We start from the raw sequence: 24768 nt of genomic DNA, 5'->3' as shown, positions 1-24768 counted from the left end.
TAGCCGTATCGGAACGGCCGGACACCGCCAAATCGGCGAAAGTGCGTCGACCCGCGGGCCCGGGAAGGGCGCGGACCGACGGGCGGGCAGGCGGGCACGGACCGACGGGCGGGCACGGGCCGACGGGCGGGCACGGGCCGACGGGCGGGCACGGGCCGACGGGCGGGCACGGGCCGACGGGCGGGCACGGGCCGACGGGCGGGCACGGGCCGACGGGCGGGCACGGGCCGACGGGCGGGCACGGGCCGACGGGCGATCAGCCGGGCGTGCGGGTGGGTGGTCAGGAGCGGCGGGCGGATTCCACCAGGAACGGGACACCCTGCTGGCAGGTGCTCATCAGGTCGGGTTGGGCCCGGCCGGTGACGGTCACCCGGGCTCCGGCCACGAGGACGTCCTTCGGGCCGCCGACCAGTTGGTGACCGTCGAGCAGCACACACCCCGGCTCGACACCCGCCTCGACGGTGCCGGTCAGCTCCGTCGCGCCCGGACCGGGCGGCAGCCGTGGGCCGCCGGGCGGCGGCTTCAACCCGCCGGGCGGCACCGAACCGGCCGGCGGTGCGGACGGGGCCACCGATGCCGGCGACGTGGACGGCGGCACGGTGCCCGTCGGGGTGACCGTGTCCGTCGGGGTGACCGTGGGGGCCGGGGAACTGGTCGGCGTGGCCGGCGGACCGGTGACGTCGGCACCGTCGCCACAGCCGGCGAGCGCCACACCGGCGGCCAGCAGCACGACGACCGCCATCCGAGGAGTTCTCATACCACTGGGACGCGCCGCACCCGTGATCCGTTCCGTCCGCCGGGAACCCACCGACGAGGGACACCGGTGCCGGCAGGCCACCGACGACCACGCCGACACCGACCCGCGGCGGGCGCGTCACCCCGGTGCCGGGTCGGCGCGGGGCTTCCGTGCCGGGTCAACCCCGCCGGAGCCGGTCCCCAGCCGGCGGGCGGAGCCGGTCCCCAGCCGGCGGGCGGAGCCGGTCCCCAGCCGGCGGGCGGAGCCGGTCCCCAGCCGGCGGGCGGAGCCGGTCCCCAGCCGGCGGGCGGAGCCGGTCCCCAGCCGGCGGGCCCGCCCGGGGTCAGCCGCGGGAGGCGGCCTTCATGTCGCGCTTGAGTTCCTGCGGCAGTGAGAAGGTCAGCCGCTCGTTGGCGGTGACCACCTCGTCGACGTCGGTGAAGCCCCGCGCGGCCAGATGGGCAAGCACCTCGTGGACCAGTTCGTCGGGCACGCTCGCGCCGGAGGTGAGCCCCACCGTCCGGGCGTCGACCAGCCAGGCGTCGTCGATCTCGTGGGCGAAGTCGACCAGGTGCCCGGCGCGGGCCCCGGCGTCCAGGGCCACCTCGACCAGGCGCACCGAGTTGGACGAGTTGCGCGAGCCGACCACGATCACCACGTCGCAGTCGGGGGCGATCTCCTTGACCACGTGCTGCCGGTTGGAGGTGGCGTAGCAGATGTCGTCGCTGGGCGGCGACTGGAGCAGCGGCAGCCGGGTCTTGAGCCGGGCCACCGTCTCCAGCGTCTCGTCCACCGACAGCGTGGTCTGGGAGAGCCAGACGACCTTGTTCGGGTCGCGCACGGTGATCCGGTCCACGTCGTCGGGGCCGTCGACGAGCTGGATGTGGGCGGGGGCCTCCCCGGCGGTGCCGATGACCTCCTCGTGCCCCTCGTGACCGATCAGCAGGATGTCGTAGTCCTCGGCGGCGAACCGCTTGGCCTCCTGGTGCACCTTGGTCACCAGCGGGCAGGTCGCGTCGATCGCCCGCAGCGACCGGGCTTTGGCCTGCTCGTAGACCTCGGGGGCGACGCCGTGCGCGGAGAAGATGACGGTGGCGCCCTCGGGCACCTCCTCGTTCTCCTCCACGAAGATCGCGCCCCGCGCCTCCAGGGTCTGCACCACGTGCTTGTTGTGCACGATCTGCTTGCGGACGTAGATCGGCGCGCCGTAGAGCTTCAGCGCCTCCTCGACGGTCTGTACCGCCCGGTCCACCCCGGCGCAGTAGCCGCGGGGCTTGGCCAGGAGCACGCGCTTGCCGGTCTTTGGGGTCGCCTCAGGCTCGGTCACCCGCCCATCGTACGTGTCGACATCTCCCCCGGCAGGAGCTGCGACCCGTACCACAGCGGGGGTACGGGTCGCGGCGGGCGGCCCGGCAGCGCCGGGTCGTCGGGGGCGGACCGTAGGGTGGGCGGGTGACCGACGCCCCCCGCAGCACCCCCGAGGAACCCTGGCCGGTCCGGGTGGTCAGCCAGAAGGTCGGCGCGTGGATCGCCAAGCTCGGCTGGGTCTGGGTCGACGGGCAGGTGGCACAGATCAGCCGTCGCCCGGGGGCGGGCACGGTCTTCCTGACCCTGCGCGACCCGTCGGCCGACCTCAGCCTCACCGTCACCACCAACCGGGACGTCCTCGACTCGGGCGCACCGGAGCTGCGCGAGGGCGCCCGGGTGGTGCTGCACGCCAAGCCGGAGTTCTACGCGGCGCGGGGCACGCTGAGCCTGCGCGCCGACGAGATCCGCCAGGTGGGGCTCGGTGAGCTGCTGGCCCGGCTGGAGAAACTCAAGAAGCTGCTCGCCGCCGAAGGGTTGTTCGACCGGGCCCGCAAGCGCCGGCCGCCGTTCCTGCCGCAGCGGATCGGCCTGGTCACCGGCCGGGCGTCCGCCGCCGAGCGGGACGTGTTGACCAATGCCCGGCGGCGCTGGCCGGCGGTGGAGTTCCGCACGGTCAACGTAGCGGTGCAGGGGCCGGGGGCGGTGTCGCAGATCGTCGACGCGCTGCGGGTCCTCGACGCCGACGAGAGCGTCGACGTGATCATCCTGGCCCGGGGCGGCGGCGGCATCGAGGATCTGCTGCCCTTCTCCGACGAGGCGCTGTGCCGGGCGGTCTTCGCCTGTCGTACCCCGGTGGTGAGCGCGATCGGCCACGAGACGGACGCGCCGCTTGTCGACTACGTCGCCGACGTCCGCGCCTCCACCCCGACGGACGCCGCCAAGCGGGTCGTGCCCGACCTGGCCGACGAGGTACGGCTGATCGGCCAGGCCCGTTCCCGGCTGGAGCGGGCGGTCCGCAACCTGGTCGACCGGGAGTCGCACCGGCTGACCCTGCTGCGGTCCCGGCCGGTGCTGGCCCGCCCGCAGGTGATGGTCGAGCAGCGGGCGGCCGAGGTGTCCGCGTTGCGGGACCGGGCGGGGCGCAACCTGCACCACCGGCTCGACGCGGCCACCGGCGACCTGCGGCACACCCTGGCCCGGCTGCGGGCGCTCTCCCCCGCCGCCACCCTCGACCGGGGCTACGCCATCGTGCAGCGGGCCGACGGGCACGTGGTCCGGGCGGCCGGCGAGGTGGCCGGGGGCGACCCGCTGCGGGTCCGCCTCGCCGAGGGCGAGCTGACCGTGACCGTGGACGCATGAGGAGGACGAGATGAGCGACCGGAAGCCCGAGGATCAGCTCAGCTACGAGCAGGCCCGCTCCGAGCTGGCCCAGGTGGTGGAGCGGTTGGAGGCCGGCGGCACGTCGCTGGAGGAGTCGCTGGCGCTGTGGGAGCGCGGCGAGCGGCTCGCCGCCGCCTGCCAACGCTCCCTCGACGGCGCCCGCGCCCGGATCGACGCCGCCCGGTCGACCACCGACGCCTGACCCGGGGGTCAGCTGACCAGGCGGATGCGGACCCGGCGGTTCTGCTTGCCCTTGCTCTCCACCTTGACCACCTGGATCCGCCCGACCTGCCCGATGGACGCGACGTGGGTGCCACCGTCGGCCTGCACGTCGAGACCCTCGATGTCGACGATCCGGACCTCCTGCTCGTCCGGCGGGATGAGGTTGGTCTGGGTACGGACGATGTCGGGGATGGCCAGCGCCTCGTCGCGGGGCAGCACCCGGACGGAGACCCGCCGGTCGGTGGCCAGTTCCTTGTTGACCGCCTCTTCGAGCAGGCCCTTGAAGCCCTCGGGGGGCTGCGGCAGGTTGAAGTCCATCCGGGCCTCGCCCGGCTCCATGTTGCCGCCGGTCACCAGCGCACCGAAGTCACGGAACACCACGCCGCAGAGCACGTGCAGGCCGGAGTGGGTGCGCATCAGGGTGAACCGGCGCTCGTCCTCGATCGCGCCCCGGACCTCGGTGCCGACCGGCGGCACCGGGTCGCCCTCGGCGGGGATCAGGTAGAGGTCGTCACCCTTGTGGGTGCCGACGATCCGGGTCTGCACCCCCTGCCACAGCAGCACGCCGTGGTCCGGCGGCTGGCCGCCGCCACCGGGGTAGAAGGCGGAGCGGTCCAGCACGATGCCGCGTTCGGGATCGACGTGCACGACTCGGCAGGTCCACTCGCGCAGGGACGGGTCGGCGAGGTCGAGACGCTCGGTGCGTCCGTGGTGGGAGATGCCCATGGGGGCGCAGCGTACTACCGATCGTCGCGCACCGTGAGACTAGCCACGCCCGGCCTCGACCCAGTAGCCGGCCAGTCGCCTGACCACCTCGACCAGCTCCGCCTCGTCGAGGGTGAAGGGGAGACGGACGTGGTCCAGGTAGGAGCGTGCCCCCACGGCGAAGTGCGAGCCGAGCATCAACTGCATGCCGTGGTGCTGGGCGACGTGGTTGAGCTGTTGCAGCGGCCGGGGGGTGGCGCACCAGACGCTGAGCCCGCCGTGGGGTGACTCGTGCCGCCACTGCGGCAGGTGTTCGGCGAGGGCGGCGAGCAGGGCGTCGCGGCGGCCGAGCAGTTCCCGCTGCCGTTCGAGGCGGATCTGCGGCAGGTCGTCGAGGAGTTCGACGGCGAGCAGTTGGGTGGGCAGCGGGCAGCCCAGGTCGTACATGGCCCGCAGGTGCACGATCCGTTGCAGCTCGCGGCGGGGGCCGATCAGCCAGCCGATCCGCAGGCCCGGCCAGCAGACCTTGCTGAGGCTGCCGACCGTGTAGATCTGCGCGCCGGGGGCGTACGCGCCGATCGGGGGTGGCGGGAGCGGGCCGTCGATCCGGGTGTCGGCGAGGGTGAGGTCCTCCACCAGCGGCACCCCGTACCGGCGGGCGATGGAGGCCAGCGCCGCCCGCCGGCGCTCGGTAATCGTCCACCCGGTCGGGTTGTGGTATGTCGGGATGACGTAGATGAAGGAGGGTTCGTACCGACGGACGGCCGCCTCTACCGCCTGCGGATCGACACCCTCCCGCTCGATCGGCACGACGACCAGCCGCAACCCGGCGGTACGCAGCGACGCCAGCACCGTGGGGCAGGTCAGCTCCTCGACCAGGACGGTGTCGCCCCGCCGGGTCAGCACCCCCGCCAGCAGGGACAGCGCCTGGGTCGCGCCGTTGGTGACGATCACCTCCTCGGCGGCGGTGACCCGGCCGTCGGCGGTCAGCTTGCCGGCGATCCGCTCCCGCAGCGCGGGGTAACCGGCCGGTTCGTACACCCGGCCGGGCAACGCGGCGGCGGCCAGGGCGGGCAGCCGGGACATCGCCGCCATCAGCCACGGGCCGGGCGGCGGCGACGGGACCGTCAGGTCGACGGTCCGTGACCGGTCGCGGACCACGTCGGCGATGAAGCCGCTCGCCGCCGCGCCGTAGTCGGCGGGGGGCGCGACGGCGGGTTGGGCGTGCGCCACCCGGGTCCCGCTGCCCTGGAGGCTGACCAGCCAGCCCTCGTCCTTGAGCAGGCTGTACGCCTGGGCGATGGTCGTCCGGCTGACGGCCAGCGCCACGGCGAGCCGCCGTTCCGGGGGCAGTTCACTGCCCGGGGGCAGCGATCCGAGCCGGATCAGCAGTCGCAGCTGCTCGGCCAGGCCGCGGTAGAGCCGGGTCTGGTCGTCCTTCCACGCACCGATCTGAGCGGCCAACTCTTCCGCGTTCATGCTCTCCCCCCAATGGACTGAGGATTGGCTATTTCCCTCAGCCACTGACTTGAGCAATATTCCATCGTCACGTTAGCGGGGGGCTGTGACTACGATCTGGCACCGACCTGCCCGCTCTGCGGCCAGGTCCGCTTCCGACGCGTGACGTCGCACCGAGTGTCATCTCACTCGAGCCGCCGAGGGAGACGGTTCCAAGCAGAACGGGGAGCGGGAGCCGCATGGAGTCGTCGTTGCACGCAGCCGCGGGCTCGAACGGCACGGGGCAGCGCGTACCGGCCCCCCGCGCCGCGTCCGGACCGGCCACTCCCCCGGGCAGTCCGCCGGTCGATCCGGCGTCGACCGAGGCCCTGACGCCGCTGCTGCGTACGGAGATCGTCCGCCTCGTCGAGGCCGAGGCGTCCCCGGCGGTGACCCAGTCGCTGCTGACCCCGCAGCGGCTGCGCGCCATCTGTGAGGTCGCCTCGGAGGACCTGCTCGCGCTCGCCCGCCGGGACCCGGCCGCCGGTGGATCGTGGCAGTACGTCTGGGACAGCTACGTCGCCTACCGGGCGACCCTCGCCTACCGGGTGGCGCACGCCGTCCACCGGGCCGGGGACACCCCGCTGACCCCGGACGTCCGGCTCGCCGTGGCCCGCCGGGTCTCCGAGGCCGCCAAGGTCCGCACCGGCGTGGAGATCCACCCGGCCGCCACCATCGGGCGGCGACTGATCATCGACCACGGGCTCGGCACGGTGATCGGCGAGACCACCGAGATCGGCGACGACGCGTACATCCTCCAGGGGGTCGTGCTCGGTGCCCGGGGCATCGCCGACAACCCCAGCGGCCGGCGGCACCCCCGGCTCGGCGACCGGGTCGAGGTGGGCGCGTTCGCCCGCATCCTCGGCGCGGTGACGGTCGGCGACGACGTGCTGATCGGGCCCGGGATCATCGTCACCACCGACGTGCCGAGCCACCGCCGGGTCCGGCTGCTCAACCAGTACCAGGGCACCTCCGGCGAGTGCAACGTCCGGGTCTTCGGCGTCGTCCCGGTCTGCGAGGGCGTGGTCGAGGTGCACGGCACCGGTCTCGCCGCGATCGAGGTCGACCTGGTGACCAGCACCGGCCAGCACCGGCCGGTGGTGGTCCTCGAGCGCGACGACCGGCGGGTCCGGTGCGCGGTGAACCGTCCCGGCACCGACGAGCGGCTCCGGATCATCGACACCTGCGGGAACGAGACGGTCCTCTACAACCTCCAGCAACTCTGGCGGGCGCTCGACGAGTTCGGCTTCGCGTGACCAGGAGATGAGATGACGAACCACACCGGCGCCCGCGCCGGCCGCTGGCAGCTCGGGCTGCTCTACCTGCTGGTGTGCCTGATCTGGGGTACCACCTGGTACGGCATGAAGATGAGCGTGGAGACCCTGCCGCCGATCACCGCGGCCGGGTTGCGCTTCCTGGTGGCCTTCCCGTTCCTGCTCGCCGTCTGCCTCGCCGCGCCGGGGGTGTCGCTGCTGCCGCCGCCGGGCCGCCGCTGGGTGGTGCCGTTCATCGCGGTGGTCTACATCGCCGTCCCGTACGCGCTGATCAACTATGGCGAGCAGCACATCAGCTCCGGCCTGGCGGCGTTGATCTTCTCGTCGGTCGTGGTCTTCCTGCTGCTCTTCTCGGTGCTGATCTCGCGGATCTCGGTGAGCTGGACGCAGTGGGCCGGCGTGGTGGTCGGGCTCGGCTGCCTGGTCGGCATCGTCCAGCTCACCGCCGGGATCAGCGCCCGGGGCGTGCTGGCACCGGCGGCCGTGCTGCTCGCCGCGGTCATGCACGCCCTGACGTACGCGGTGATGGCCCGCTACGGCGGCACCGTGCACGTGCTCACCCAGGAGACCCTGCCGATCGGGCTCGGGGCGGTGGGGCTGGTGGTGCTCGGGGCGTTCGTCGAGCGGCCCGACCTGGGCGCGATCTCCGGCCGCTCGCTGACCGGGGTGCTCTACCTCGGCCTGGTCGGCTCGGTGATCGGTTTCGCCGCCTACTTCTACCTGCTCCAGCACGTCGACGCGGTCCTGGTGTCGTACGTCTTCGTGCTCTTCCCGGTGGTGGCGCTGTTCGGGTCGGCGCTGCTGGAGAACTCGGCGCTGCCGGCCCTGGCGGTGGGCCTCGCGGTGGTCATGCTCGCCGCGTTCGGGCTGACCAAGAAGGCCACCGGGGGCGGTTCGGCGGCCACGCCCGCGCCGGTGGTCCCCGACGACGGGGCGACGCTCGACCGGTCCACCCTCGACACGGTCTTCGAGCACGCCCGGGTCGCCTACCCGGGCGAGGCGTGCGGTTTCGTGCACGCCAGCGGGCGGGTGCACGAGGCCCGCAACATGGCCGACGAGATGCACCGCAAGGACCCGGTCCGGTTCCCGCGTACCGCCGCGACCGGCTACGTGCTGGCCCCGACCGACCTGATGTACCTCGAGGACAACCTCGACGTGGACGACCCGGTGGTGGTGCTCTACCACTCGCACCCCAACGGGCGGGCCTACTTCAGCGACGAGGACCGGCGCAACGCCCTGGTCGACGGGGTGCCGCTCTATCCGACGCTGGAGCAGCTGGTGGTCGGCATCGACGACACCGGCGTCCGGGAGGCCCGGTTGTTCCGGTGCGTCGACGGCGAGTACACCGAGCTGCGCTTCCTGCCCGGCCCGGACCGGCGTACGGCGGAGGTGGGTTGAGATGGGCATCCGTGACTCGATCCTGGACACCGTGGGGGGCACCCCGCTGGTGCGGCTCAGCCGGCTCACCGCCGACCTGCCCGGGGAGATCCTGCTCAAGCTGGAGCTGAACAACCCGGGCGGCAGCCACAAGATGCGCATCGCGCTGAACATGATCCGGGCGGCGGAACGGGAGGGTCTGCTCAAGCCGGGCTCCGGGCAGACCATCCTGGAGCCGACCGGCGGCAACACCGGGATGGGGATCGCGATCGCCGCCGCGGTGCTCGGCTACCGGGTGGTGCTGGTCATCCCGGACAACTACAGCGAGTCGAAGCGTCGCCTGCTGGCCAGCTTCGGGGTGGAGGTCCGGCTCTCGGACAGCACCCGGGGCAACAACTCGCACGGCGAGCTGGCCACCGAGATCCAGTTCGAGCATCCCGAGTACGTGATGCTCAACCAGGCGGCCAACCCGGCCAACCCGGAGATCCACCGGCTGACCACCGTCCGCGAGATCATCGCCGACCTGGACGGCACCCGGGTGGACGCCTACGTGGCGGGCATCGGCACCGGCGGTCACCTGACCGGCATCGGCGAGGTGCTCCGGCAGCACCAGGGCGGGCTGCGCATCCTCGGGGTGCAGCCGGAGGGCTGCGACATGTTCGCCGACGTGTTCGTCCCGCACCGCATCCAGGGGCTGTCCATCGGCATGATCCCGCCGGTGCTCAACACGGAGATCATCGACGAGATGGTCACGGTGAGCGAGGCGGACGCGATCGACGGGATGCGCCGGCTGATGGAGTGCGAGGGCATCGGCGCGGGGCCGTCGACCGGCGCGAACATCGCCGCGTGCCGCCGGCTGCTGGCCGCCTCGGACGAGCCGCTGACGCTGCTGACGGTGGCCTACGACCGGGTCAACGACTACCTGGAACTGCTCTGAGCCGGGGCTGACCGCAGCGCCGGCTGCTGCGCGGACACGACGGCGGGGTGGCCACGTTGCCACCCCGCCGTCGGTGCACCCGCTCAGCTGAACAGGTTGTAGAACTCCTGCGGCGCCTCGACCACCTGGTCGGCGGCGGGCTTCTGGGCGGCGGTGGCGTTGCCGTAGTCCGAGTAGGTGATCTTGATGTCCTGCGCGGCGCTCTGGCCGGCGGCCGGGATCTGGACCACCAGCTCACTGAGCCGGCCCTGCGGGTCCAGCTTCGCGGTGAACGGCACCGACTGCGCCTGCGCGCCCAGCGCGCTGATCACCGTCTGGTCGACGGAACCCGCCTCGGCGGCCTTCGACACGTCCAGGGTGCCGGCGTAGCTGCCCTCGCCGGTCTGCCGGACCTCGGTGATGCCCTGGGTCAGCACGGCGCTGCCGGCCGGGTCGACCTTCTCGAAGTCGAACCCGAGCGACTTGTTGCCCTTGATCCGGGTCTGGTCGAGGTGCTGGTACTTGCCGAGGTTGAGCTTCTGCGCGCCGGGGATGCTGCCGGCGGACTTGCCGCCCAGGTCGAGCTTGACCCAGCTGTCCGGCTTGGCGTGGATCAGGTCCAGGTTCATCATCAGGTCCGACGACGCGTCCCCGATGCTCAGCTTCATCTGGGCGCTCTGGCTGGGCTGGTGCACCTGCCCCTCGGCGGTCGACCCCACCCCGCTCATCGTGAACCGGAAGTTGCCGTTGCGGATCTCGTTGGTGGAGTTCAGCAGAGCCTGCTTGGCCTCGGAGGTGCCGGGCGAGTCGCTGCCCGGGGCGACGCTGCCGGAGACCGACGGGGACGCGGAGGACCCCGCCTCACCGGTGCCGGAGTTGTTGCAGGCGGCCAGGCCGGGGGTGAGCAGCGCTGCGGCGAAGACCGCCGTACTGAAACGTCGAATGGTCACGTCGGGTTCTCCAGTCGGGTCGTCCGACCCCCGGCGGGCACCGGGGGCGTGCCGGCACGGGCGTGACACTTCCCGCGCGGCGCACGGTCCCCGCCCGGTCGGGCCGGCCCGGGGTCGTGTCCCTTCTGTTCCCGGACGTCGCCTTCCGCAATCCCCCCGGCCCGGTCCACCCGTGCCGCCGCCGGTCAGCGCAGTGCGCCGGCCAGCTCACGCAGCTCGTTGTCGCGGGCGTCGCCCACCACGATCACCGTACGGTTCGGTTCGAGGAGCACCAGCGCCTGCTCGTTGCCCCGCCCGGTGTACCGCTGCCAGTTCGCCCCGCCCAGGTCGGCCGGCCCCTGCGGCTGCCCCTGCGCGGTCAGCTCGGCGGGGATCAGCCGCTGCGGCGGCACGGTGCTCTGCACCAACTGGGCGCCCCGCCCCTCCGGGGTGAGATACCCCACCCGCAGGGTCGCGCCGTCGTCGACGGTACGGAAACTGGCGCTCACCGTACGCCAGCCGTCGCCCAGCCCGGACGGCTCGGCGACGGGGAAGACGTTCGCGGCGCGGGCCTGCTCGTAGGCGGGGGCGGCGTCGACCGTGGTGGGCTGCTCGCCGCCGAGGAAGCCCCGGTAGAAGGCGAGCAGCAGGGCGATCGGCACCAGCAGCACCAGCAGCGACAGGGCCATGTCCTTGGGCGAGCGCTCGGAACGGGGTCGCTCCGGACGCCCGGGACGCGCCGTCGCCGCCCGGTCCGGCGACCCGGCCCCGGCGACCAGCGCCGGCTCGGACTCCCCGGCGACGGGCACCGGCTCCGGGTCGCCGCCGACGAGGGCCGGCTCGGGCTCACCGCCCGCGACGGGGGCCGGCTCGGGCCCGCCGCCGGCCGGCGTACCCCCGCCGCCGCCGGGCGCGGACCCGGTGGGCGTGTCGGCGGTGGCCGGGGGTACCGGCGGCCGTCCGTCCGGCGGGGTCGGGTCGGCGGGTACGCGGTCGGCAGGCTGTGCGGCTTCCACCGGCCCATTCTCGCAGCCGCCCGGTGGGGCGATCCCGCCCACCATCGCCCCGCCCCGCCCCCGGACCTGGCATCGTGTGAGGATCAGCGACACAGCCGGCAGGGGGCGACCTGCGTCCCCGCCTGCCCACCCCGCACCGTCGCGAGGAGGAAGCCGCCATGACGAACACCAGGACGCGGGTCCCGCAGGACCTCGACCGTAACCTCGCCCTCGACCTGGTCCGGGTCACCGAGGCCGCGGCGATGGCCGCCGGCCGGTGGGTCGGCCGGGGCGACAAGGAGGGCGGCGACGGGGCAGCCGTCGACGCCATGCGCAAGCTGATCAACTCGATCCAGATGCGCGGCGTCGTGGTGATCGGCGAGGGCGAGAAGGACAACGCGCCGATGCTGTTCAACGGCGAGCAGGTGGGTGACGGCACCGGCCCCGAGGTGGACGTCGCGGTGGACCCGGTCGACGGCACCACGCTGATGAGCAAGGGCATGCCCAACGCGCTCGCCGTGCTGGCCGTCTCGGAGCGGGGGGCGATGTTCGACCCGAGCGCCGTCTTCTACATGGAGAAGCTGGCCGTCGGCCCGGAGTACGCCGACGTGGTGGACATCGAGGCCGGCCCGGCGGAGAACATCAGGCGGATCGCCAAGGTCAAGGGCACCGAGGTGGCCGAGGTCACGGTCTGCGTGCTGGACCGGTCCCGGCACGACGACCTGGTCGGGCAGATCCGGCGGACCGGGGCCGGCATCCGGTTCATCTCCGACGGCGACATCGCCGGGTCGATCGCCGCCGCCCGGGGTGAGTCGGGCGTCGACGTGCTGATGGGCATCGGCGGCACCCCGGAGGGGATCATCTCGGCGTGCGCGCTCAAGTGCATGGGCGGGGCGATGCAGGCCAAGCTCTGGCCGCAGGACGCGCAGGAGCGGGAGAAGGCGCTCGCCGCCGGGCACGACCTGGACCGGGTGCTCGGCACCGACGACCTGGTCACCGGGGACAACTGCTTCTTCGTGGCGACCGGGGTGACCTCCGGTGACCTGCTGCGCGGGGTGCGGTACCAGGCGGGTGGGGCGTACACCCAGTCGATCGTGATGCGCTCCAAGAGCGGCACGATCCGGGTGATCGACTCGTACCACCGGTTGGAGAAGCTGGCCCTCTACTCGGCGGTGGACTTCGACGGCAGGCCCCTGGCAGAGCAGGAGTGACAGTTTCCGGCACCGCCGCCCCTCCCGTCCTGTCCGCCGCCCGTCGGATCGCCGGCATCGGGTTGGCCACCGCCGCCGGCGTCGGCGTGGCCGTGCAGTCCCGGATCAACGGCGAGCTGGGGGTACGCCTGGCCGACGGCATCGCCGCCGCGGTGGTCTCCTTCGGCCTGGGGTTGCTGGTGCTGCTGGTGCTGGTCCCGGCCCTGCCCGGGGGGCGGCGCGGGCTGGCCGACCTGCGCGGGGCGCTGCGGTCCGGGGCGCTGCGTCCCTGGCAGATGCTGGGTGGGGTGTGCGGGGCGTTCCTGGTCGCCACCCAGGGGCTCACCATCGGCGCGCTCGGCGTGGCGGTGTTCACCGTGGCGGTGGTGGCCGGGCAGTCGGCCAGCAGCCTGGCGGTGGACCGGGCGGGCATCGGACCGGGCGGGCGGCAGCCGGTGACGGGTGCCCGGCTGGCCGGTGCGGTGCTGACCGTGCTGGCCGTGCTGTTGGCGGTCGGTGACCGGCTCGGCGACCCGGGCACCCTGGTGCTGGCCCTGCTGCCGTTGCTGGCCGGGTTGGGCCTGGCCTGGCAGCAGGCGGTCAACGGGCTGGTCCGGGCGGCGTCGGGCAGTGCGCTCGTCGCCACCGGGGTCAACTTCGCCGTCGGTACGGTGGCCCTGCTGGTCGCCTTCGGCGTGGACCTGGCGGTCCGGGGTGCTCCTGGTGGCGCGCTGCCGACCGAGCCGTGGCTGTATCTGGGCGGCCCGATCGGCATCGTCTTCATCGCGGTCGCGGCGGCGATCGTCCGGTTCACCGGGGTCCTGTTGCTGGGGCTGGCCACCATCGCCGGTCAGGTCGTCGGGGCCGTCGTGCTGGACGTGGTGCTGCCGACGTCGGCGTCGCACCCGGGCCCGGCCACCCTGGCCGGCGCGCTGCTGACCCTGGTCGCGGTGCTGGTGGCGGCGCTGGGCCCGGCCCCGCGCCGCTGACCCGAGCGTCCGAGCCGACACTCCGCGCGGGCGGACCGTCGGCGACCCGGCCCGGCCCGGCGGGGCGGTCAGTGGGCCGCGACCGCCGGGGTGGGCGTCCCGAGGGCGGCGGTGAGGGTGCGGACGGTGGCGGCCAGCGCCTCGTGAAGCGGGGTCGGGGTGATGCCGAGGACGGCGGTGGCCCGGGTCGAGTCCATCACGAACGGCCTGGCGAACTGGTGCGCGGTCTCCCGCAGCTCACGGGCGAAGGGGTCGGTCAGGCCGCCGAGCCAGAGCAGCGGGTAGGGCAGCCGGGTCAGCTTCGGCGGCGGCGCGTCGGCCAGCTCGGCCGCCCGGACGGCCAGCTCACGGACGCTGGTCGGCGCGGCGCTGGGCACGTGCCAGGCGTGTCCCCAGGCCCGCTCGTCGGCCGCGGCGGCGACCAGGGTACGCACGACGTCCCCGACGTACGTCCAGGTGTGCGGGGCATCCCAGTTCACCGGCAGGAGGACCCGCTGGCCGGCGAGCACCTTCGGCAGCACCAGCGGCAGCAGGGAGTTGCCCTCGGCACCGAGGTAGTCCGAGCCGCGTACCTCGGTGGTCCGGACCCGGCCGGCGCGGTGGGCGGCGAGCGCCTCGGTCCACATCCGGTTGCGGACGCGTCCCTTGGTGCCGGTGGCGGCGAGCGGGGTGTCCTCGGTCATCGGCGCGTCGACCGGGCCGTAGCCGTAGAGGCAGCCGACGGTGGCGAGCACCGCGCCGGTGCGCTCGGCGGTGGTGAGCAGCGCGTCGGCCAGTGGCGGCCAGTCGGTGGCCCACCGGTGGTAGGCCGGGTTGGCGCAGTTGTAGAGCGCGACCGCCCCGTCGGTGAGGGTGGTCAGCCGGTCGGTGTCGGCGGCGTCGGCGGCGATCCGCTCGATCGCCGGGTCGACGGGGCCGGTGCCCCGCCGGGTGACGAGCCGGACCTGTTCGCCCCGCTCGGCGAGGTGGTGTGCGGTGGCGGTGCCGAGCGGGCCGGCGCCGACGATCACGTGCAGCGACATGGGAGAGCCTTTCGAAGCAGTAGACCGAATCGAGAGCACTGCTCTCGTTGAGCTGCGCCCAGCATGCCCGGCCTTCACCCGCGAAGTCAAGAGCAGTGCTCTCCATTTTGATTGGCGCTCTGTTCCGTGGCAGAGTGGCCGCATGCCGGCTTCCTCGATCCGCGCCCGGGTCCGCGCCGAGATGATCGACGAGATCAAGGCGGTGGCCCGCCGCCACCTCGCCAGCGACGGGGCCGACCTGTCACTGCGGGCGGTCGCCCGGGACATGGGGATGGTCTCGTCGGCGATCTACCGCTACTTCCCCAGCCGGGACGACCTGCTCACCGCACTGATCATCGAGGCGTACCAGGCGCTCGGCGACGCGGTGGAGGCCGCCGACGCCGCCGTCGACCGGGCCGACCTGCGCGGCCGGTGGCACGCCGCCTGCCGGGCCGCCCGCACCTGGGCGCTGGCCCACCCCGCCGAGTACGCCCTGCTATACGGCAGCCCGGTGCCCGGGTACGCCGCCCCCGTCGACACCGTGCTCCCCGCACAACGCCCGCCGCTGACCCTGCTCGGCATCCTCCGCGACGGGGTGGCCGCCGGCCGGATCACCCCGCCTGACGACGACCTGCCCGAGCCGGTCCGGGCCGACCTGGCCGAGATCGCCGCCGGGCTCTTCCCCGGCCTGCCCGAGGCCCTGCTCGCCCGGGGCATGGCCGGCTGGACCCAGCTCTTCGGGCTGATCAGCTTCGACCTCTTCGGCCGCCTCGATCCGGTCGTCCCGCACCGGGACGCCTACTTCGACCACCAGACCGCCCTGATGGCCGACCTCGTCGGCCTGCCCTGACCCCGCCCGCCGGGCGTCACCGCCCCTGACCGGCCCGTACCCGGGCCCAGCCGGCCCGACCCGGTCAGCCGGCGTCGGAGGAGTGGCCGGGGAAGAGGTGGGCCGCCGGGTCGATGGCGACGGCGGCGTTGTTGACGGCGGTGGCGGCCTCGCCGAAGCCGGTGGCGATCAGCCGCACCTTGCCGGGGTACTCGGTGATGTCACCGGCGGCGAAGACCCGGGGCAGGTTGGTCGCCATCGCGCTGTCCACCACGATGTGCCGGCGGTCCAGCCGTAACCCCCACTCGGCCAACGGCCCCAGGTCGGCGGTGAAGCCGAGCGCCGCGACCACCGCGTCGACAGGCAGGGTCTCGGCCGCCCCGCCCCGGACGGTGATCTCGGCGGCGGTGACCGTGTCGTCGCCGTACAGCCGGGTCACCTCCGCGTTGACCACGACCCGCACCGGCAGCGACAGCACCCGGGCCACGGTCGCGGCGTGCGCCCGGAACCGTTCCCGGCGGTGCACCAGGGTCACCGAGCGGGCCAGCGGTTGCAGGGTGGCGGCCCAGTCGAACGCCGAGTCACCGCCACCCACGATCAGCACGTCCCGGTCGGCCAGCGCGGTCGGTTCCGGTACGAAGTAGACGATCCCGCCGCCGACGAAGCTGTCCGCGACCGGCAGCGGGCGCGGGGTGAAGCTGCCCAGCCCGCCGGTGACCAACACCGCGCCGCAGCGCAACTGCTCGCCGCCGGCCAGGCCCAGCACCGGTCGGCCGTCGGTGTGGGCGAGCTTCTCGGCCCGGGTGCCGAGCAGGTACTCCGGGTGGTAGGGCGCGGCCTGGGCGAGCAGGTTGGCGACCAGGTCCCGGCCCTTGACGGCGGGAAAGCCGGCGACGTCGAGGATCAGCTTCTCCGGGTACATGGCGGTGATCTGCCCGCCCGGCTCGGGCAGCGCGTCGACGACCGCCACCGACAACCCCCGGAAACCCGCGTAGTACGCGGCGAACAGCCCCGTCGGGCCGGCTCCGATCACGGCGACATCGACCTCGCGCATGGGCGTACCGTCGCTTTCCGCTGGCGATCAACGTGCGCCGCGCCGGTGGCGGGGCGACGCGTGCTGCTGCCGACGGTAGGCCCGGCGTGCGGTCCGGGCAAGCATGACCGCTCCCGCCACGCGGGTCGTCCGCTCAGGGGGTCAGGGTGGACTCCACCCGGTATTCCCGGTACGGGTCGTAGGGGCGACGACGCCGGAACAGGATCGCCGCGACCACCCCACCGAGCAGCCCGAACAGGTGTCCCTGCCAGGAGATCCGCTCGTCGGTGGGCAGGATGCCGAGCAGTTGCCAGCCGTAGAGCAGGCCGACCAGCAGCACCACCCCGAAGTTCCACCAGCTCCGCTCGACGACGCCCCGGGTGAACAGCAGGCCCAGGTAGCCGAAGATGACCCCGCTCGCGCCGACGACCACCGAGTTGGGCGAGCCGGTGAACCAGACGCCGAGCCCGCTGACCAAAATGATGACCAGGGTGGACCAGAGGAACCGGCGGGTACCGGCGGCCAGCACGAAGGTGCCGAGCAGGATCAGCGGGATGCTGTTGCTGTAGAGGTGGTCGAAGCCGTGGTGCAGGAACGGCGAGAAGAACACCCCGTCGAGCCCCTGGACACGCTGCGGGATGATGCCGGCGGCCACGTCGAGCCCGAAGCCGAGCCCCTGGTCGAGGGCCTCGATGAGGAAGAGGAACGGCACCACCGCGCACATGGCGACGAAGGCCCGGCCGAGGGACGCGTAGAACGCCTCGGTGCCGAACCGGTCGGGGTCGCCGCCCGTCGGGTGCAGGGTCACCCCACCATGGCTATCAGCATTCTTCGCCGACCGCCACCCGGGTCCCGCGCCACCCGGGGTACGCGGACGGCGGGGCGGGTGGTCGCCCACCCGCCCCGCCGTCCGCGTCGTCGCTCAGTACCAGCCGGAACTCTGGCTCTTGGCCCAGGCGCCGCACGGGTTGTCGTACCGGCCCTCGATGTAGCCCAGGCCCCACTTGATCTGGGTTACCGGGTTGGTCCGCCAGTCGCTGGCGACCGAGCTCATCTTGCTGCCCGGCACCGCCTGCGGGATGCCGTACGCGCCGGACGAGGAGTTGCTGGCCTTGGGGTTCCAGCCGCTCTCCTTGTTCCAGAGCTTGTCCAGGCAGGGCATCTGGTCGATCTTGAAGCCCGCCTGGAGGAGCATCGCGCAACCGGTCTTACGGTGCCCGCTGTACGAGCTGCACGAGGCGGGGACCGGGCCGGCGTAGGCCTTGATCTTCCCGTCCTCCGCCTTGGCCTTGGCCTCGGCCTCGCGCTCCTTCTTCCGCGACGCGGCGGCGGCCTCGGCGGCCTTGGCCCGCTGGGCGGCTTCCTTGGCCGCCGCGGCGGCCCGCAGCTTCGCCTGGTACTCGGCGGCCCGCTGCTTGGCGGACTCCCGCCGGTGGTCGGCCTGCCGGTCGCGCTGGTAGTCGTACTCGGCCTGGTCGACCTGGAGGCCGACCTGTGCGGTCAGGCCCTGTTGCTGGGTTTCCCGGTCTTCGCCCAGATAGAAACCGCCGGCAACGCCCACGGAGAGCAGTGCGACGGCGGCCGTACGGGCACCGAACCGGCTCCACAGCCGACTCACGAAGTGTCCCTTCGTCGGGGGCAAGGACGCGGCGCGGACCGGCCCTCGACGGACGCGGTCGTGCCACGAGCGCCCCGACCTGAGCCGGTCGCCACCGACGCACCGGCAGGGGGTCGGTTGTGCGCCCCCGGGAGGGGACGAACGGTCACCAACACCCCCACCGGGACGTGGACGCTCGTGGGACACGATTGCGCACAGTGAGGCTGATGGGAAACCCACCGGCCATTTTGTGACCTGTGCCACAAAGTGAATGCGGACGATGAGGGGCGGACCCCGCCCCCGCGAGGGTCAGCCCGGGATGTCCTCCAACAGATCCGTCACCATCGCCGCGATCGGGGACCGCTCGGACCTGTTCAACGTGACGTGCGCGAAGAGCGGGTGGCCCTTCAGCGCCTCGATCACCGCCGTCACCCCGTCGTGCCGCCCGACCCGCAGGTTGTCCCGCTGGGCGACGTCGTGGGTGAGCACCACCCGCGAGCCCTGCCCGATCCGGGACAGCACGGTGAGCAGTACGCCCCGCTCCAGCGACTGGGCCTCGTCGACGATGACGAAGGCGTCGTGCAGGCTCCGGCCCCGGATGTGGGTCAGCGGAAGGACCTCCAGGATGCCCCGCGAGGTGACCTCCTCCAGCACGTTCTCGTGCACCACCGCCCCGAGGGTGTCGAACACGGCCTGCGCCCAGGGCGACATCTTCTCCGACTCGGACCCGGGCAGGTAGCCCAGCTCCTGCCCGCCGACGGCGTAGAGCGGCCGGAAGACGACCACCTTCTTGTGCCGGCGGCGCTCCATCACCGCCTCCAGCCCGGCGCACAGTGCCAGGGCCGACTTGCCGGTGCCGGCCCGGCCACCCAGCGACACGATCCCGATCGACTCGTCGAGCAGCAGGTCCAGCGCGATGCGCTGCTCGGCCGAGCGGCCGTGCACACCGAACGCCTCGCGGTCGCCGCGCACCAGCCGGACGGTCTTGTCGGGCAACACCCGACCCAGGGCCGAGCCCCGGGTGGAGTGCAGCACCAGGCCGGTGTGGCAGGACAGGCCGGCGGCGGCGTCCAGGTCGAGGCAGTCCCCGGCGTAGAGCCGGCCGATCTCGTCCTCACCCAGCTCCAGCTCGGCCATCCCGGTCCAGGTCGGATCGCTGGCCTGGCCGTGCCGGTACTCGTCGGCCCGCAGCCCGACCGAGGCGGCCTTGACCCGCAACGGCATGTCCTTGCTGACCAGCGTCACCTCCCGCCCCTCGGCGGCCAGGTTCAGCGCCACCGACAGGATGCGCGCGTCGTTGGACTCGTTGCGGAACCCGGGGGGCAGGACGCCGTCGTCCGAGTGGTTCAGCTCCACGGTGAGCGTGCCGCCGGACTCGTTGGCCGGCACCGGACGGTCCAGTCGACCGTGCCGGACCCGCAACTCGTCGAGCATGCGCAGGGACTGGCGGGCGAACCAGCCCAGCTCCGGGTGGTGTCGTTTGCCCTCCAACTCCGAGATCACCACGAGCGGCAGGACCACCTCGTGCTCGGCGAAGCGGTGGAAGGCCGCCGGGTCGGACAGGAGCACCGACGTGTCCAGTACGAACACCTGGCCGGCTGGGCCGGGCTCCTCGGGGCCGGGCGGGGCGGCGGCCGCCGGACGGCGGCTCCGGGTGGCTCGGCGGGTCGTGGCAGTCGCGGCCGGGATCTGGTCGACACCGGCGGGCGTACGGCGAGTCGTCACAGGCCTGCTCCGACGGACGGGCATCCGCCATCCGCGTTCCGCCTCCTCCGGTGCCCGGGGACACGGGGTCGGATGCGGAACCCCGTGCGCGAGGTCGCAGATCCGGGCGGCCGGCTGACCCGGGAAAACCCCGGGTCATGCCTAGACGCTAGCGGCGCCGGGCCGCCTCGGCTAGAGGGCGGACGAGGATCTCCCGCGCAGCGGGCGCGCCCCGCGCGGTGGGCGCCGCGGACCGGCCGGGATGCCTGCCCCCTGCGCGCATCCCGGCCGGTGGCACCGCGTCACCGGGCGACCGGTCGGTGTCGGTACGCCGTACCGACGACTGTCGGCTCCCGTGGGTTCAGCCGGACCGGCGGACCAGGGTGCCGGTCGGGTGCCGACCGGCGACCGGGCCCGGCGGGCTGGCGAACGAGGAGCCGGTGTACGTGGTGCCCTGGCGGACCGCGGGGGAGGGACGCCACGCGGCGTTGGCCGGCACGGCCGGGGCGGTGAGCGCCGAGGCGAGCACGGCCTGGGCGTCGCGCCGCCGCCGGTTCCAGGCGCCCCGGTCCCCGTCGAAGTAGCCCTGCCGGTAGCCGAAGCGGTACCCGATCCGGTAGCTGAGCTGGCCGTGCAACCGGCCGGCGGCGTAGCTGGCCGCCCCGAGGACGAGGACGAGGAACAGGGCGAGCAGGGGGCTCATCGGGCGGCTCCGGTGGGCCGCGGCGGCCGGGTCACCGGTCCTCCGGCTCGGCCGGGCTCGGGTCGACGACCAGCAGCCGTTCCAGGTCCTCGGTGCTGACCTCCTCGACCAGTTCGACGCTGATCCGGCAGCCGTCCAGCACGACCTCGGCCATCGAGGAGCGGCGGATCTCGCCGCCGGCGTCGTAGACCCGGACGCTCATCTCCGGGCAGCCGAGATGGGTCCGCCAGGCGTTCCACTCGTCGCGGTCGCCGACGCTCAGTGACAGGTAGCGGCAGCCCCGGGCGAGGTAGAGCCGCCAGGGTGCGCTCAGCCCGGCGGCGACCCCCTCCGCGATCAGGCCGAAGGCCTGGGCACGGGTCGCGAGTTCGGTCACCGGATCCCCCTCGCACCGGGAGCGTGACGCATGTGAGCACTGATCGTCTCAAGCACGTGACACACCGTAGGTTGTCCCATGAGCGTGACAGTATCAGCTTTTCGTCCGGTTCCCGACCGCCTCGCCTGACGGTATTATGCCCAGGTGAGACCCCTTTGCGCCGACCACTGGGCGGACCCGGTCGGCCCGGTGAGGACGTCTCATATGCGTGACAAAGATCCGCCCCGGGCAGCCCGGACGGGCACTACGGTCGTACGGTTTCGGGGTGACCGAGACCGCCCCCGCCCGGAAGATCGCATTCGCCACCTTCGTTCGTCGGGCGCTCGACGATGCCCGGGCGATGCGCGCCTGGACCGGCACCGAGGTCTCCCGCCGCACCGGCGTCTCCCGCCAGACGATCAACAGGTGGGTCCGCGGCGACTGGGCCAGCGACCCGGAGGCGGAACGGGTGGTGGCGTTCTGCGAGGGGCTGGGCCTCAACCCGGCCGCCGCCTTCGCCGCCCTCGGCTGGGACCGCACCGCCACCCCCCGGGGTGCCCCCGGCGCTCCCCCGATGGACCCGGACGTCGAGGCACTGCTGCGCCGGCTGGTCGACCCCGCCGTGTCGGACGCGGAGAAGTTCCACATCCGGGAAACCATTCGTTACCTCGCATACCGCCCCACTCTCCCGGTCAATGTCCGAAAGGGCGGAGAGCAGGCCGGGTAGTTCCTCAGATGGCGAAAGAACGCCTGAGCAGACCCGATCGTTTCGCTCCGGGCCGGCAACGGGCACGCTAGCGTCCCTATTCGTACTGCTTGGGCTCGTCGTCGGCGGGGGGACGGGACAAGGCCGAACTCAGCCCTGCGGGACAGAAGGAGGGGTCTGTCCATGACCCTGAAGTGGTGGGCAGTCGTGGTCGCGGCAGTCTCCCTGACCGCGTGCGTGACCGCGAACCTGGTGGTCGGCGTGGGCGGGAGCGGGCAGATCCCGCTGGTGTTCAACCTCTTCGCCCTGACCGTCGCCGGCACCGCCGTCGTCCTGGCGGTCGTCGCCGAGCTGCACGACCGGCTCGACGACCGGGTCAGCGCGCTCACCGAGTTCCTGGTGGCGCGGCTCAACGAGATCGAGACCCGCACCGGGGACCGGAACACCGGTTTCGTCGAGGGTTACCTGCTCAACCAGGGCCGGGAGGCCACCGTGGTGCCGTTGGGACGGCGGGGACGGGGAGCCGCCGAACGCTGAGCGGCATTCAGAGACCACACACCCCGGCGGTGTCAAGAAGCCACTCCGAAGCCACGAATCAGCCGCCGCCCCCGGGGTACGCTGTCGCGCGTGCCGCCGTTGAATCTGGGTAACCAGCAGCCGCAGACCCCGCTGGATGCTGAGCACGCCTGGCGTACCACCGCCGAGCGGGCCGCCGACACCGTCCTCTTCTTCGACTTCGACGGCACCCTCGCGCCGGTCGACGACGACCCCACCGCGGTACGCCCCGCGCCCAAGGTGCTCGCCGCCCTGGAGGCCCTGGCCCCGGTGGTGCAGCGGGTGGCGATCGTCTCCGCCCGTCCCGTCGACTTCCTCCGTGACCACCTCGGCGGCCTCACCGGGATCGACCTGTATGGACTGTACGGACTGGAGCACAGCCACTCCGGGGGCGAGACCGTCACCGAGCCCGCCGCGCTGCCCTGGGTGCCGACCATGGCCGAGCTGGCCGACCGGGCCCGTGCCGAACTGCCCGCCGGGGCGCTGGTGGAGTTCAAGCGGCTGAGCGTGGCGCTGCACTGGCGTACCGCGCAGCAGCTCGGCCCGGCGGTCGAGCAGTGGGGGCGGGCGCAGGCCGAACGCCTCGGGCTGCGGGTGCAGGCCGGCCGGATGGTGCTGGAACTCAAGCCCCCGGTCGACCGCGACAAGGGCCTGGTCATCGGCGAGGTGGTCCGGGACGCCGGTGGCGCGTGGTATTTCGGCGACGACGTCTCCGACATCAAGGCGTTCGCGGCACTGCGCGCCCGGTCCGCCGCCGACCCGGGGTTCCTCGGCATCTGCGTGGCGGTGGCCAACCCGGAGACCGGCCGGGAGGTGGCCGAGGCCGCCGACCTCACCATCGACTCCCCCGCCGCGCTGGGCGACTTCCTCACCCGGGCCGTGGACCACCTGACCTGACCGCGCCCGCGCGGGCGTCGACCGGGCTGTCGTGGGCGGGGCGCGGCGGCGGGTCAGGTGCCGTAGCGGCGTTGCCGGGTGCCGTAGGAACGCAGGGCGCGCAGGAAGTCGACCCGCCGGAAGTCGGGCCAGTTCAGCTCGCAGAAGTAGAACTCCGAGTGCGCCGACTGCCAGAGCATGAAACCGGACATGCGCTGCTCGCCGCTGGTCCGGATGATCAGATCCGGGTCGGGCAGGCCCCGGGTGTAGAGGTGCTCGGAGATGTGCTCGACGTCCAGCGTGCCGGCCAGTTCCTCGATGGTGCCGCCCTTGGCCGCGTGCTCCACCAGCAGGGACCGTACCGCGTCGGTGATCTCGCGCCGGCCGCCGTAGCCGACGGCGATGTTGACCTGCGCGCCGCCGGTGCGTTCCCGGGTGCGTTCCTCGGCGGCCTTGAGCGCCTGGGCGTGCTGGGTGGGCAGCACGTCGAGCGCGCCGACCATCCGCAGCCGCCAGGGGTTGCCCTCCTCGGCCAACTCGGTGCTGAGATCCTCGATGATCTGGAGCAGCGGGTCCAGCTCCTCCGCCGGCCGGGACAGGTTGTCGGTGGAGAGCAGCCAGAGCGTGACGTGGCCGACACCGGCCGCGTCGCACCAGCGCAGCAGCTCCTTGATCCGCTCGGCACCCATCCGGTGCCCGTCGTTCGGGTCGACGAGCCCCATCTCCCGCGCCCACCGGCGGTTGCCGTCGCACATCACGCCGACGTGCCGGGGCACCGGTCGACCCGCGAGCCTGGCCGTCAGCCGGCGCTCGTAGACGGAGTAGAGGAGTTTCCGCAGAGTCATCACCTTGCAGGGTAGCGACCCACGGCGAACATCAGTGCCTCGGTGGCGCACTCCGTGCGTGATCAAGGGAAATACGTCGTCAGCGGGCCGTATCTCATGATCACCGGAGCGGACGCGGGAGGGCGGGGGCGGGGCGGGCGGTCACCGGGGCGGGGCGGCGGGGGTGGGGGTGGGCGTGTCGGGGGCGCGGTGCAGGGCGTAGAGGGCCAGGGTGGCCGCGGCCAGCAGGGGTGCGCCGTCGCGGACCAGGCCGTCCAGGCCGAGCAGCCACCAGCACAGCGGCAGGTTCACCGCGAGTACGCCCAGGGTGATCGTCACCAGCAGGCGGCGGGCCCACCGCCTGCCGCGCAGCAGGAACGCCGTACAGAACAGCACCAGGTAGCTGACCACGATGCCGGCGGCGAACCAGGCCAGCACCACCGGGACGACGGCGAGCCGGCCGTCCAGTACCGCACCGCCGGCCACCAGCGCCGGCACCAGCATCAACGGGCTGTACGTGAACGCGGCCACCCGGCTGGTCAGCAGCCAGGCGGTCACCTGCGGGCGTTTCGGGGCCACCTCCCGCCAGCTGATCGTGCCACCCTCGACCACCAGGCCCTTGCGGTGGCGCACCAGGTGCCCGGCGACCGCGTCGGAGCGGTAGAGCAGCACGACCACGGCGACGCAGAGTGCGGTGAGCACGGCGAAGCCGACCAGGCCGGGCAGCGGCGGGACGCCCTGCCGGGGCACCACCAGCCGGCCGACCGCGAACACGGTGGTCACGGCGAGGATCAGCCCGAACGGCTTCGCCCCGGCCCGCCCCCGGTTCACCTGCCCGATCAGCACCAGGAAGCCCAGCGACCGCAGCATCGCCCAGCCGGTACGGACGGCCAGACCGAACTCCTGCTCCGGGGCGTACCACCAGTTGAGCAGCTCGACCGCGACGGTGGCGGCGGCGGTCGACGCGAGCAGGGTGGTCAGTACCCGGACGGCGGACGGCCGCCGGACCGGTGGGGTCACGGCGGCCGTCCTCATGGCTTCCGGTCTTGCCCGCTGCGGGCGACCGG

At 73.3% G+C, this 24768-nt stretch carries 26 protein-coding genes; 11 read left to right on the top strand and 15 right to left on the bottom strand.

What is annotated here, in order from left to right; genetic code table 11:
* Positions 1-280: 280 nt before the first annotated feature.
* On the bottom strand, positions 281-757 hold the full coding sequence (locus tag ACN261_RS13340) for a hypothetical protein (RefSeq protein WP_421485552.1): 477 nt from the start codon (positions 755-757) through the stop codon (positions 281-283).
* Positions 758-1079: 322 nt separating this feature from the next.
* On the bottom strand, positions 1080-2063 hold the full coding sequence (locus tag ACN261_RS13335; protein WP_421485551.1) for a 4-hydroxy-3-methylbut-2-enyl diphosphate reductase: 984 nt from the start codon (positions 2061-2063) through the stop codon (positions 1080-1082).
* A 125-nt stretch (positions 2064-2188) separates the two neighbouring features.
* Between ACN261_RS13335 and xseA the strand changes: the two genes are divergently transcribed.
* Both xseA and ACN261_RS13325 read left to right on the top strand, forming a co-directional pair.
* Positions 2189-3403 carry an exodeoxyribonuclease VII large subunit gene (gene xseA, locus ACN261_RS13330; RefSeq protein WP_204927500.1) on the top strand — a complete coding sequence of 405 codons (1215 nt, stop codon included), beginning with the start codon at positions 2189-2191 and terminating at the stop codon, positions 3401-3403.
* 10 nt (positions 3404-3413) lie between these two features.
* Complete coding sequence (locus ACN261_RS13325; RefSeq protein ID WP_420117580.1) at positions 3414-3626, top strand: exodeoxyribonuclease VII small subunit; 213 nt, start codon at positions 3414-3416, stop codon at positions 3624-3626.
* Positions 3627-3634: 8 nt separating this feature from the next.
* Here the strand turns inward: ACN261_RS13325 and ACN261_RS13320 are convergent, their stop codons facing one another.
* Together ACN261_RS13320 and ACN261_RS13315 are read right to left on the bottom strand one after the other, a co-directional pair.
* A complete protein-coding gene (locus ACN261_RS13320) occupies positions 3635-4372 on the bottom strand; it encodes an alanyl-tRNA editing protein (protein ID WP_302740744.1) in 738 nt (245 codons plus the stop codon).
* 39 nt (positions 4373-4411) lie between these two features.
* Entirely contained in the window at positions 4412-5830 is a 1419-nt protein-coding gene (locus tag ACN261_RS13315) for a PLP-dependent aminotransferase family protein (protein ID WP_421485549.1), read from the bottom strand.
* 230 nt (positions 5831-6060) lie between these two features.
* Here ACN261_RS13315 and ACN261_RS13310 point away from each other — a divergent pair, with 230 nt between their 5' ends.
* Genes ACN261_RS13310 through ACN261_RS13300 form a run of 3 tightly spaced genes read left to right on the top strand, consistent with a single transcriptional unit; the run spans position 6061 to position 9436 of the window.
* The gene (locus tag ACN261_RS13310) at positions 6061-7104 is read left to right on the top strand and encodes a serine O-acetyltransferase (RefSeq protein WP_421485547.1); all 1044 of its coding nucleotides are present in this window, start codon (positions 6061-6063) and stop codon (positions 7102-7104) included.
* A gap of 12 nt (positions 7105-7116) precedes the next feature.
* Complete coding sequence (locus ACN261_RS13305) at positions 7117-8520, top strand: EamA family transporter (RefSeq protein WP_425850306.1); 1404 nt, start codon at positions 7117-7119, stop codon at positions 8518-8520.
* 1 nt (position 8521) lies between these two features.
* Positions 8522-9436 (top strand): PLP-dependent cysteine synthase family protein, encoded by a 915-nt coding sequence (locus ACN261_RS13300; RefSeq protein ID WP_425850303.1) that lies wholly within the window; start codon positions 8522-8524, stop codon positions 9434-9436.
* 83 nt (positions 9437-9519) lie between these two features.
* Here the strand turns inward: ACN261_RS13300 and ACN261_RS13295 are convergent, their stop codons facing one another.
* On the bottom strand, positions 9520-10365 hold the full coding sequence (locus ACN261_RS13295) for a hypothetical protein (protein ID WP_425850302.1): 846 nt from the start codon (positions 10363-10365) through the stop codon (positions 9520-9522).
* A 185-nt stretch (positions 10366-10550) separates the two neighbouring features.
* Positions 10551-11360: a DUF4245 domain-containing protein gene (locus tag ACN261_RS13290; RefSeq protein ID WP_425850300.1), complete on the bottom strand. Its 810-nt coding sequence runs from the start codon at positions 11358-11360 to the stop codon at positions 10551-10553.
* 158 nt (positions 11361-11518) lie between these two features.
* Between ACN261_RS13290 and glpX the strand changes: the two genes are divergently transcribed.
* Both glpX and ACN261_RS13280 read left to right on the top strand, forming a co-directional pair.
* Entirely contained in the window at positions 11519-12550 is a 1032-nt protein-coding gene (gene glpX, locus ACN261_RS13285; protein WP_302740737.1) for a class II fructose-bisphosphatase, read from the top strand.
* Positions 12547-13518, top strand: coding sequence for a DMT family transporter (locus ACN261_RS13280; RefSeq protein ID WP_421485538.1), 972 nt, complete (start codon positions 12547-12549; stop codon positions 13516-13518). Before glpX ends, ACN261_RS13280 begins: the two co-directional genes overlap by 4 nt.
* 68 nt (positions 13519-13586) lie before the next feature.
* On the opposite strand, the gene ACN261_RS13275 is transcribed toward ACN261_RS13280, so the two are convergent.
* On the bottom strand, positions 13587-14540 hold the full coding sequence (locus tag ACN261_RS13275; protein ID WP_425850297.1) for an NAD-dependent epimerase/dehydratase family protein: 954 nt from the start codon (positions 14538-14540) through the stop codon (positions 13587-13589).
* 142 nt (positions 14541-14682) lie between these two features.
* Between ACN261_RS13275 and ACN261_RS13270 the strand changes: the two genes are divergently transcribed.
* Positions 14683-15369, top strand: coding sequence for a TetR/AcrR family transcriptional regulator (locus ACN261_RS13270; RefSeq protein WP_421485535.1), 687 nt, complete (start codon positions 14683-14685; stop codon positions 15367-15369).
* A gap of 64 nt (positions 15370-15433) precedes the next feature.
* Here the strand turns inward: ACN261_RS13270 and ACN261_RS13265 are convergent, their stop codons facing one another.
* The 6 genes from ACN261_RS13265 to ACN261_RS13240 all read right to left on the bottom strand — a co-directional run bounded on the left by ACN261_RS13265 (position 15434) and on the right by ACN261_RS13240 (position 20761).
* Positions 15434-16402, bottom strand: a complete 969-nt coding sequence (locus ACN261_RS13265; RefSeq protein ID WP_425850293.1) for an NAD(P)/FAD-dependent oxidoreductase — start codon at positions 16400-16402, stop codon at positions 15434-15436.
* A 133-nt stretch (positions 16403-16535) separates the two neighbouring features.
* Entirely contained in the window at positions 16536-17189 is a 654-nt protein-coding gene (locus tag ACN261_RS13260) for a rhomboid family intramembrane serine protease (RefSeq protein ID WP_088643980.1), read from the bottom strand.
* Between the two features lie 114 nt (positions 17190-17303).
* Positions 17304-17999 carry a transglycosylase SLT domain-containing protein gene (locus ACN261_RS13255; RefSeq protein WP_421485533.1) on the bottom strand — a complete coding sequence of 232 codons (696 nt, stop codon included), beginning with the start codon at positions 17997-17999 and terminating at the stop codon, positions 17304-17306.
* Between the two features lie 288 nt (positions 18000-18287).
* Positions 18288-19703: a PhoH family protein gene (locus ACN261_RS13250; RefSeq protein WP_088643978.1), complete on the bottom strand. Its 1416-nt coding sequence runs from the start codon at positions 19701-19703 to the stop codon at positions 18288-18290.
* Positions 19704-20043: 340 nt separating this feature from the next.
* A complete protein-coding gene (locus ACN261_RS13245; protein WP_421485531.1) occupies positions 20044-20385 on the bottom strand; it encodes a hypothetical protein in 342 nt (113 codons plus the stop codon).
* A gap of 31 nt (positions 20386-20416) precedes the next feature.
* A complete protein-coding gene (locus ACN261_RS13240; RefSeq protein WP_088643976.1) occupies positions 20417-20761 on the bottom strand; it encodes a hypothetical protein in 345 nt (114 codons plus the stop codon).
* A gap of 265 nt (positions 20762-21026) precedes the next feature.
* Between ACN261_RS13240 and ACN261_RS13235 the strand changes: the two genes are divergently transcribed.
* The 3 genes from ACN261_RS13235 to otsB all read left to right on the top strand — a co-directional run bounded on the left by ACN261_RS13235 (position 21027) and on the right by otsB (position 22898).
* Positions 21027-21467 carry an XRE family transcriptional regulator gene (locus tag ACN261_RS13235; RefSeq protein ID WP_421485530.1) on the top strand — a complete coding sequence of 147 codons (441 nt, stop codon included), beginning with the start codon at positions 21027-21029 and terminating at the stop codon, positions 21465-21467.
* A gap of 162 nt (positions 21468-21629) precedes the next feature.
* Positions 21630-21983 (top strand): hypothetical protein, encoded by a 354-nt coding sequence (locus ACN261_RS13230; protein ID WP_204927484.1) that lies wholly within the window; start codon positions 21630-21632, stop codon positions 21981-21983.
* A gap of 90 nt (positions 21984-22073) precedes the next feature.
* Positions 22074-22898: a trehalose-phosphatase gene (gene otsB / locus ACN261_RS13225; protein WP_204927483.1), complete on the top strand. Its 825-nt coding sequence runs from the start codon at positions 22074-22076 to the stop codon at positions 22896-22898.
* Positions 22899-22951: 53 nt separating this feature from the next.
* Here the strand turns inward: otsB and ACN261_RS13220 are convergent, their stop codons facing one another.
* Positions 22952-23722: an isoprenyl transferase gene (locus ACN261_RS13220; protein WP_421485528.1), complete on the bottom strand. Its 771-nt coding sequence runs from the start codon at positions 23720-23722 to the stop codon at positions 22952-22954.
* Positions 23723-23863: 141 nt separating this feature from the next.
* On the bottom strand, positions 23864-24736 hold the full coding sequence (locus ACN261_RS13215; RefSeq protein WP_425850288.1) for a hypothetical protein: 873 nt from the start codon (positions 24734-24736) through the stop codon (positions 23864-23866).
* Positions 24737-24768 lie beyond the last annotated feature (32 nt).

Source organism: Micromonospora sp. WMMD723, assembly GCF_049863385.1.
GTDB lineage: Bacteria > Actinomycetota > Actinomycetes > Mycobacteriales > Micromonosporaceae > Micromonospora > Micromonospora wenchangensis.
Note: the sequence above shows the minus strand (reverse complement) of the source record. Positions and strands in the feature narration are given on the sequence as shown.

Excerpts from the sequence above, each read along its gene's own strand:
- ACN261_RS13340 (WP_421485552.1), bottom strand. The coding sequence starts at position 757 with ATGAGAACTCCTCGGATGGCGGTCGTCGTGCTGCTGGCCGCCGGTGTG.
- ACN261_RS13325 (WP_420117580.1), top strand. The coding sequence starts at position 3,414 with ATGAGCGACCGGAAGCCCGAGGATCAGCTCAGCTACGAGCAGGCCCGC.
- ACN261_RS13320 (WP_302740744.1), bottom strand. The coding sequence starts at position 4,372 with ATGGGCATCTCCCACCACGGACGCACCGAGCGTCTCGACCTCGCCGAC.
- ACN261_RS13315 (WP_421485549.1), bottom strand. The coding sequence starts at position 5,830 with ATGAACGCGGAAGAGTTGGCCGCTCAGATCGGTGCGTGGAAGGACGAC.
- ACN261_RS13305 (WP_425850306.1), top strand. The coding sequence starts at position 7,117 with ATGACGAACCACACCGGCGCCCGCGCCGGCCGCTGGCAGCTCGGGCTG.
- ACN261_RS13300 (WP_425850303.1), top strand. The coding sequence starts at position 8,522 with ATGGGCATCCGTGACTCGATCCTGGACACCGTGGGGGGCACCCCGCTG.
- glpX (WP_302740737.1), top strand. The coding sequence starts at position 11,519 with ATGACGAACACCAGGACGCGGGTCCCGCAGGACCTCGACCGTAACCTC.
- ACN261_RS13275 (WP_425850297.1), bottom strand. The coding sequence starts at position 14,540 with ATGTCGCTGCACGTGATCGTCGGCGCCGGCCCGCTCGGCACCGCCACC.
- ACN261_RS13270 (WP_421485535.1), top strand. The coding sequence starts at position 14,683 with ATGCCGGCTTCCTCGATCCGCGCCCGGGTCCGCGCCGAGATGATCGAC.
- ACN261_RS13265 (WP_425850293.1), bottom strand. The coding sequence starts at position 16,402 with ATGCGCGAGGTCGATGTCGCCGTGATCGGAGCCGGCCCGACGGGGCTG.
- ACN261_RS13245 (WP_421485531.1), bottom strand. The coding sequence starts at position 20,385 with ATGAGCCCCCTGCTCGCCCTGTTCCTCGTCCTCGTCCTCGGGGCGGCC.
- ACN261_RS13230 (WP_204927484.1), top strand. The coding sequence starts at position 21,630 with ATGACCCTGAAGTGGTGGGCAGTCGTGGTCGCGGCAGTCTCCCTGACC.
- ACN261_RS13220 (WP_421485528.1), bottom strand. The coding sequence starts at position 23,722 with ATGACTCTGCGGAAACTCCTCTACTCCGTCTACGAGCGCCGGCTGACG.
- ACN261_RS13215 (WP_425850288.1), bottom strand. The coding sequence starts at position 24,736 with ATGAGGACGGCCGCCGTGACCCCACCGGTCCGGCGGCCGTCCGCCGTC.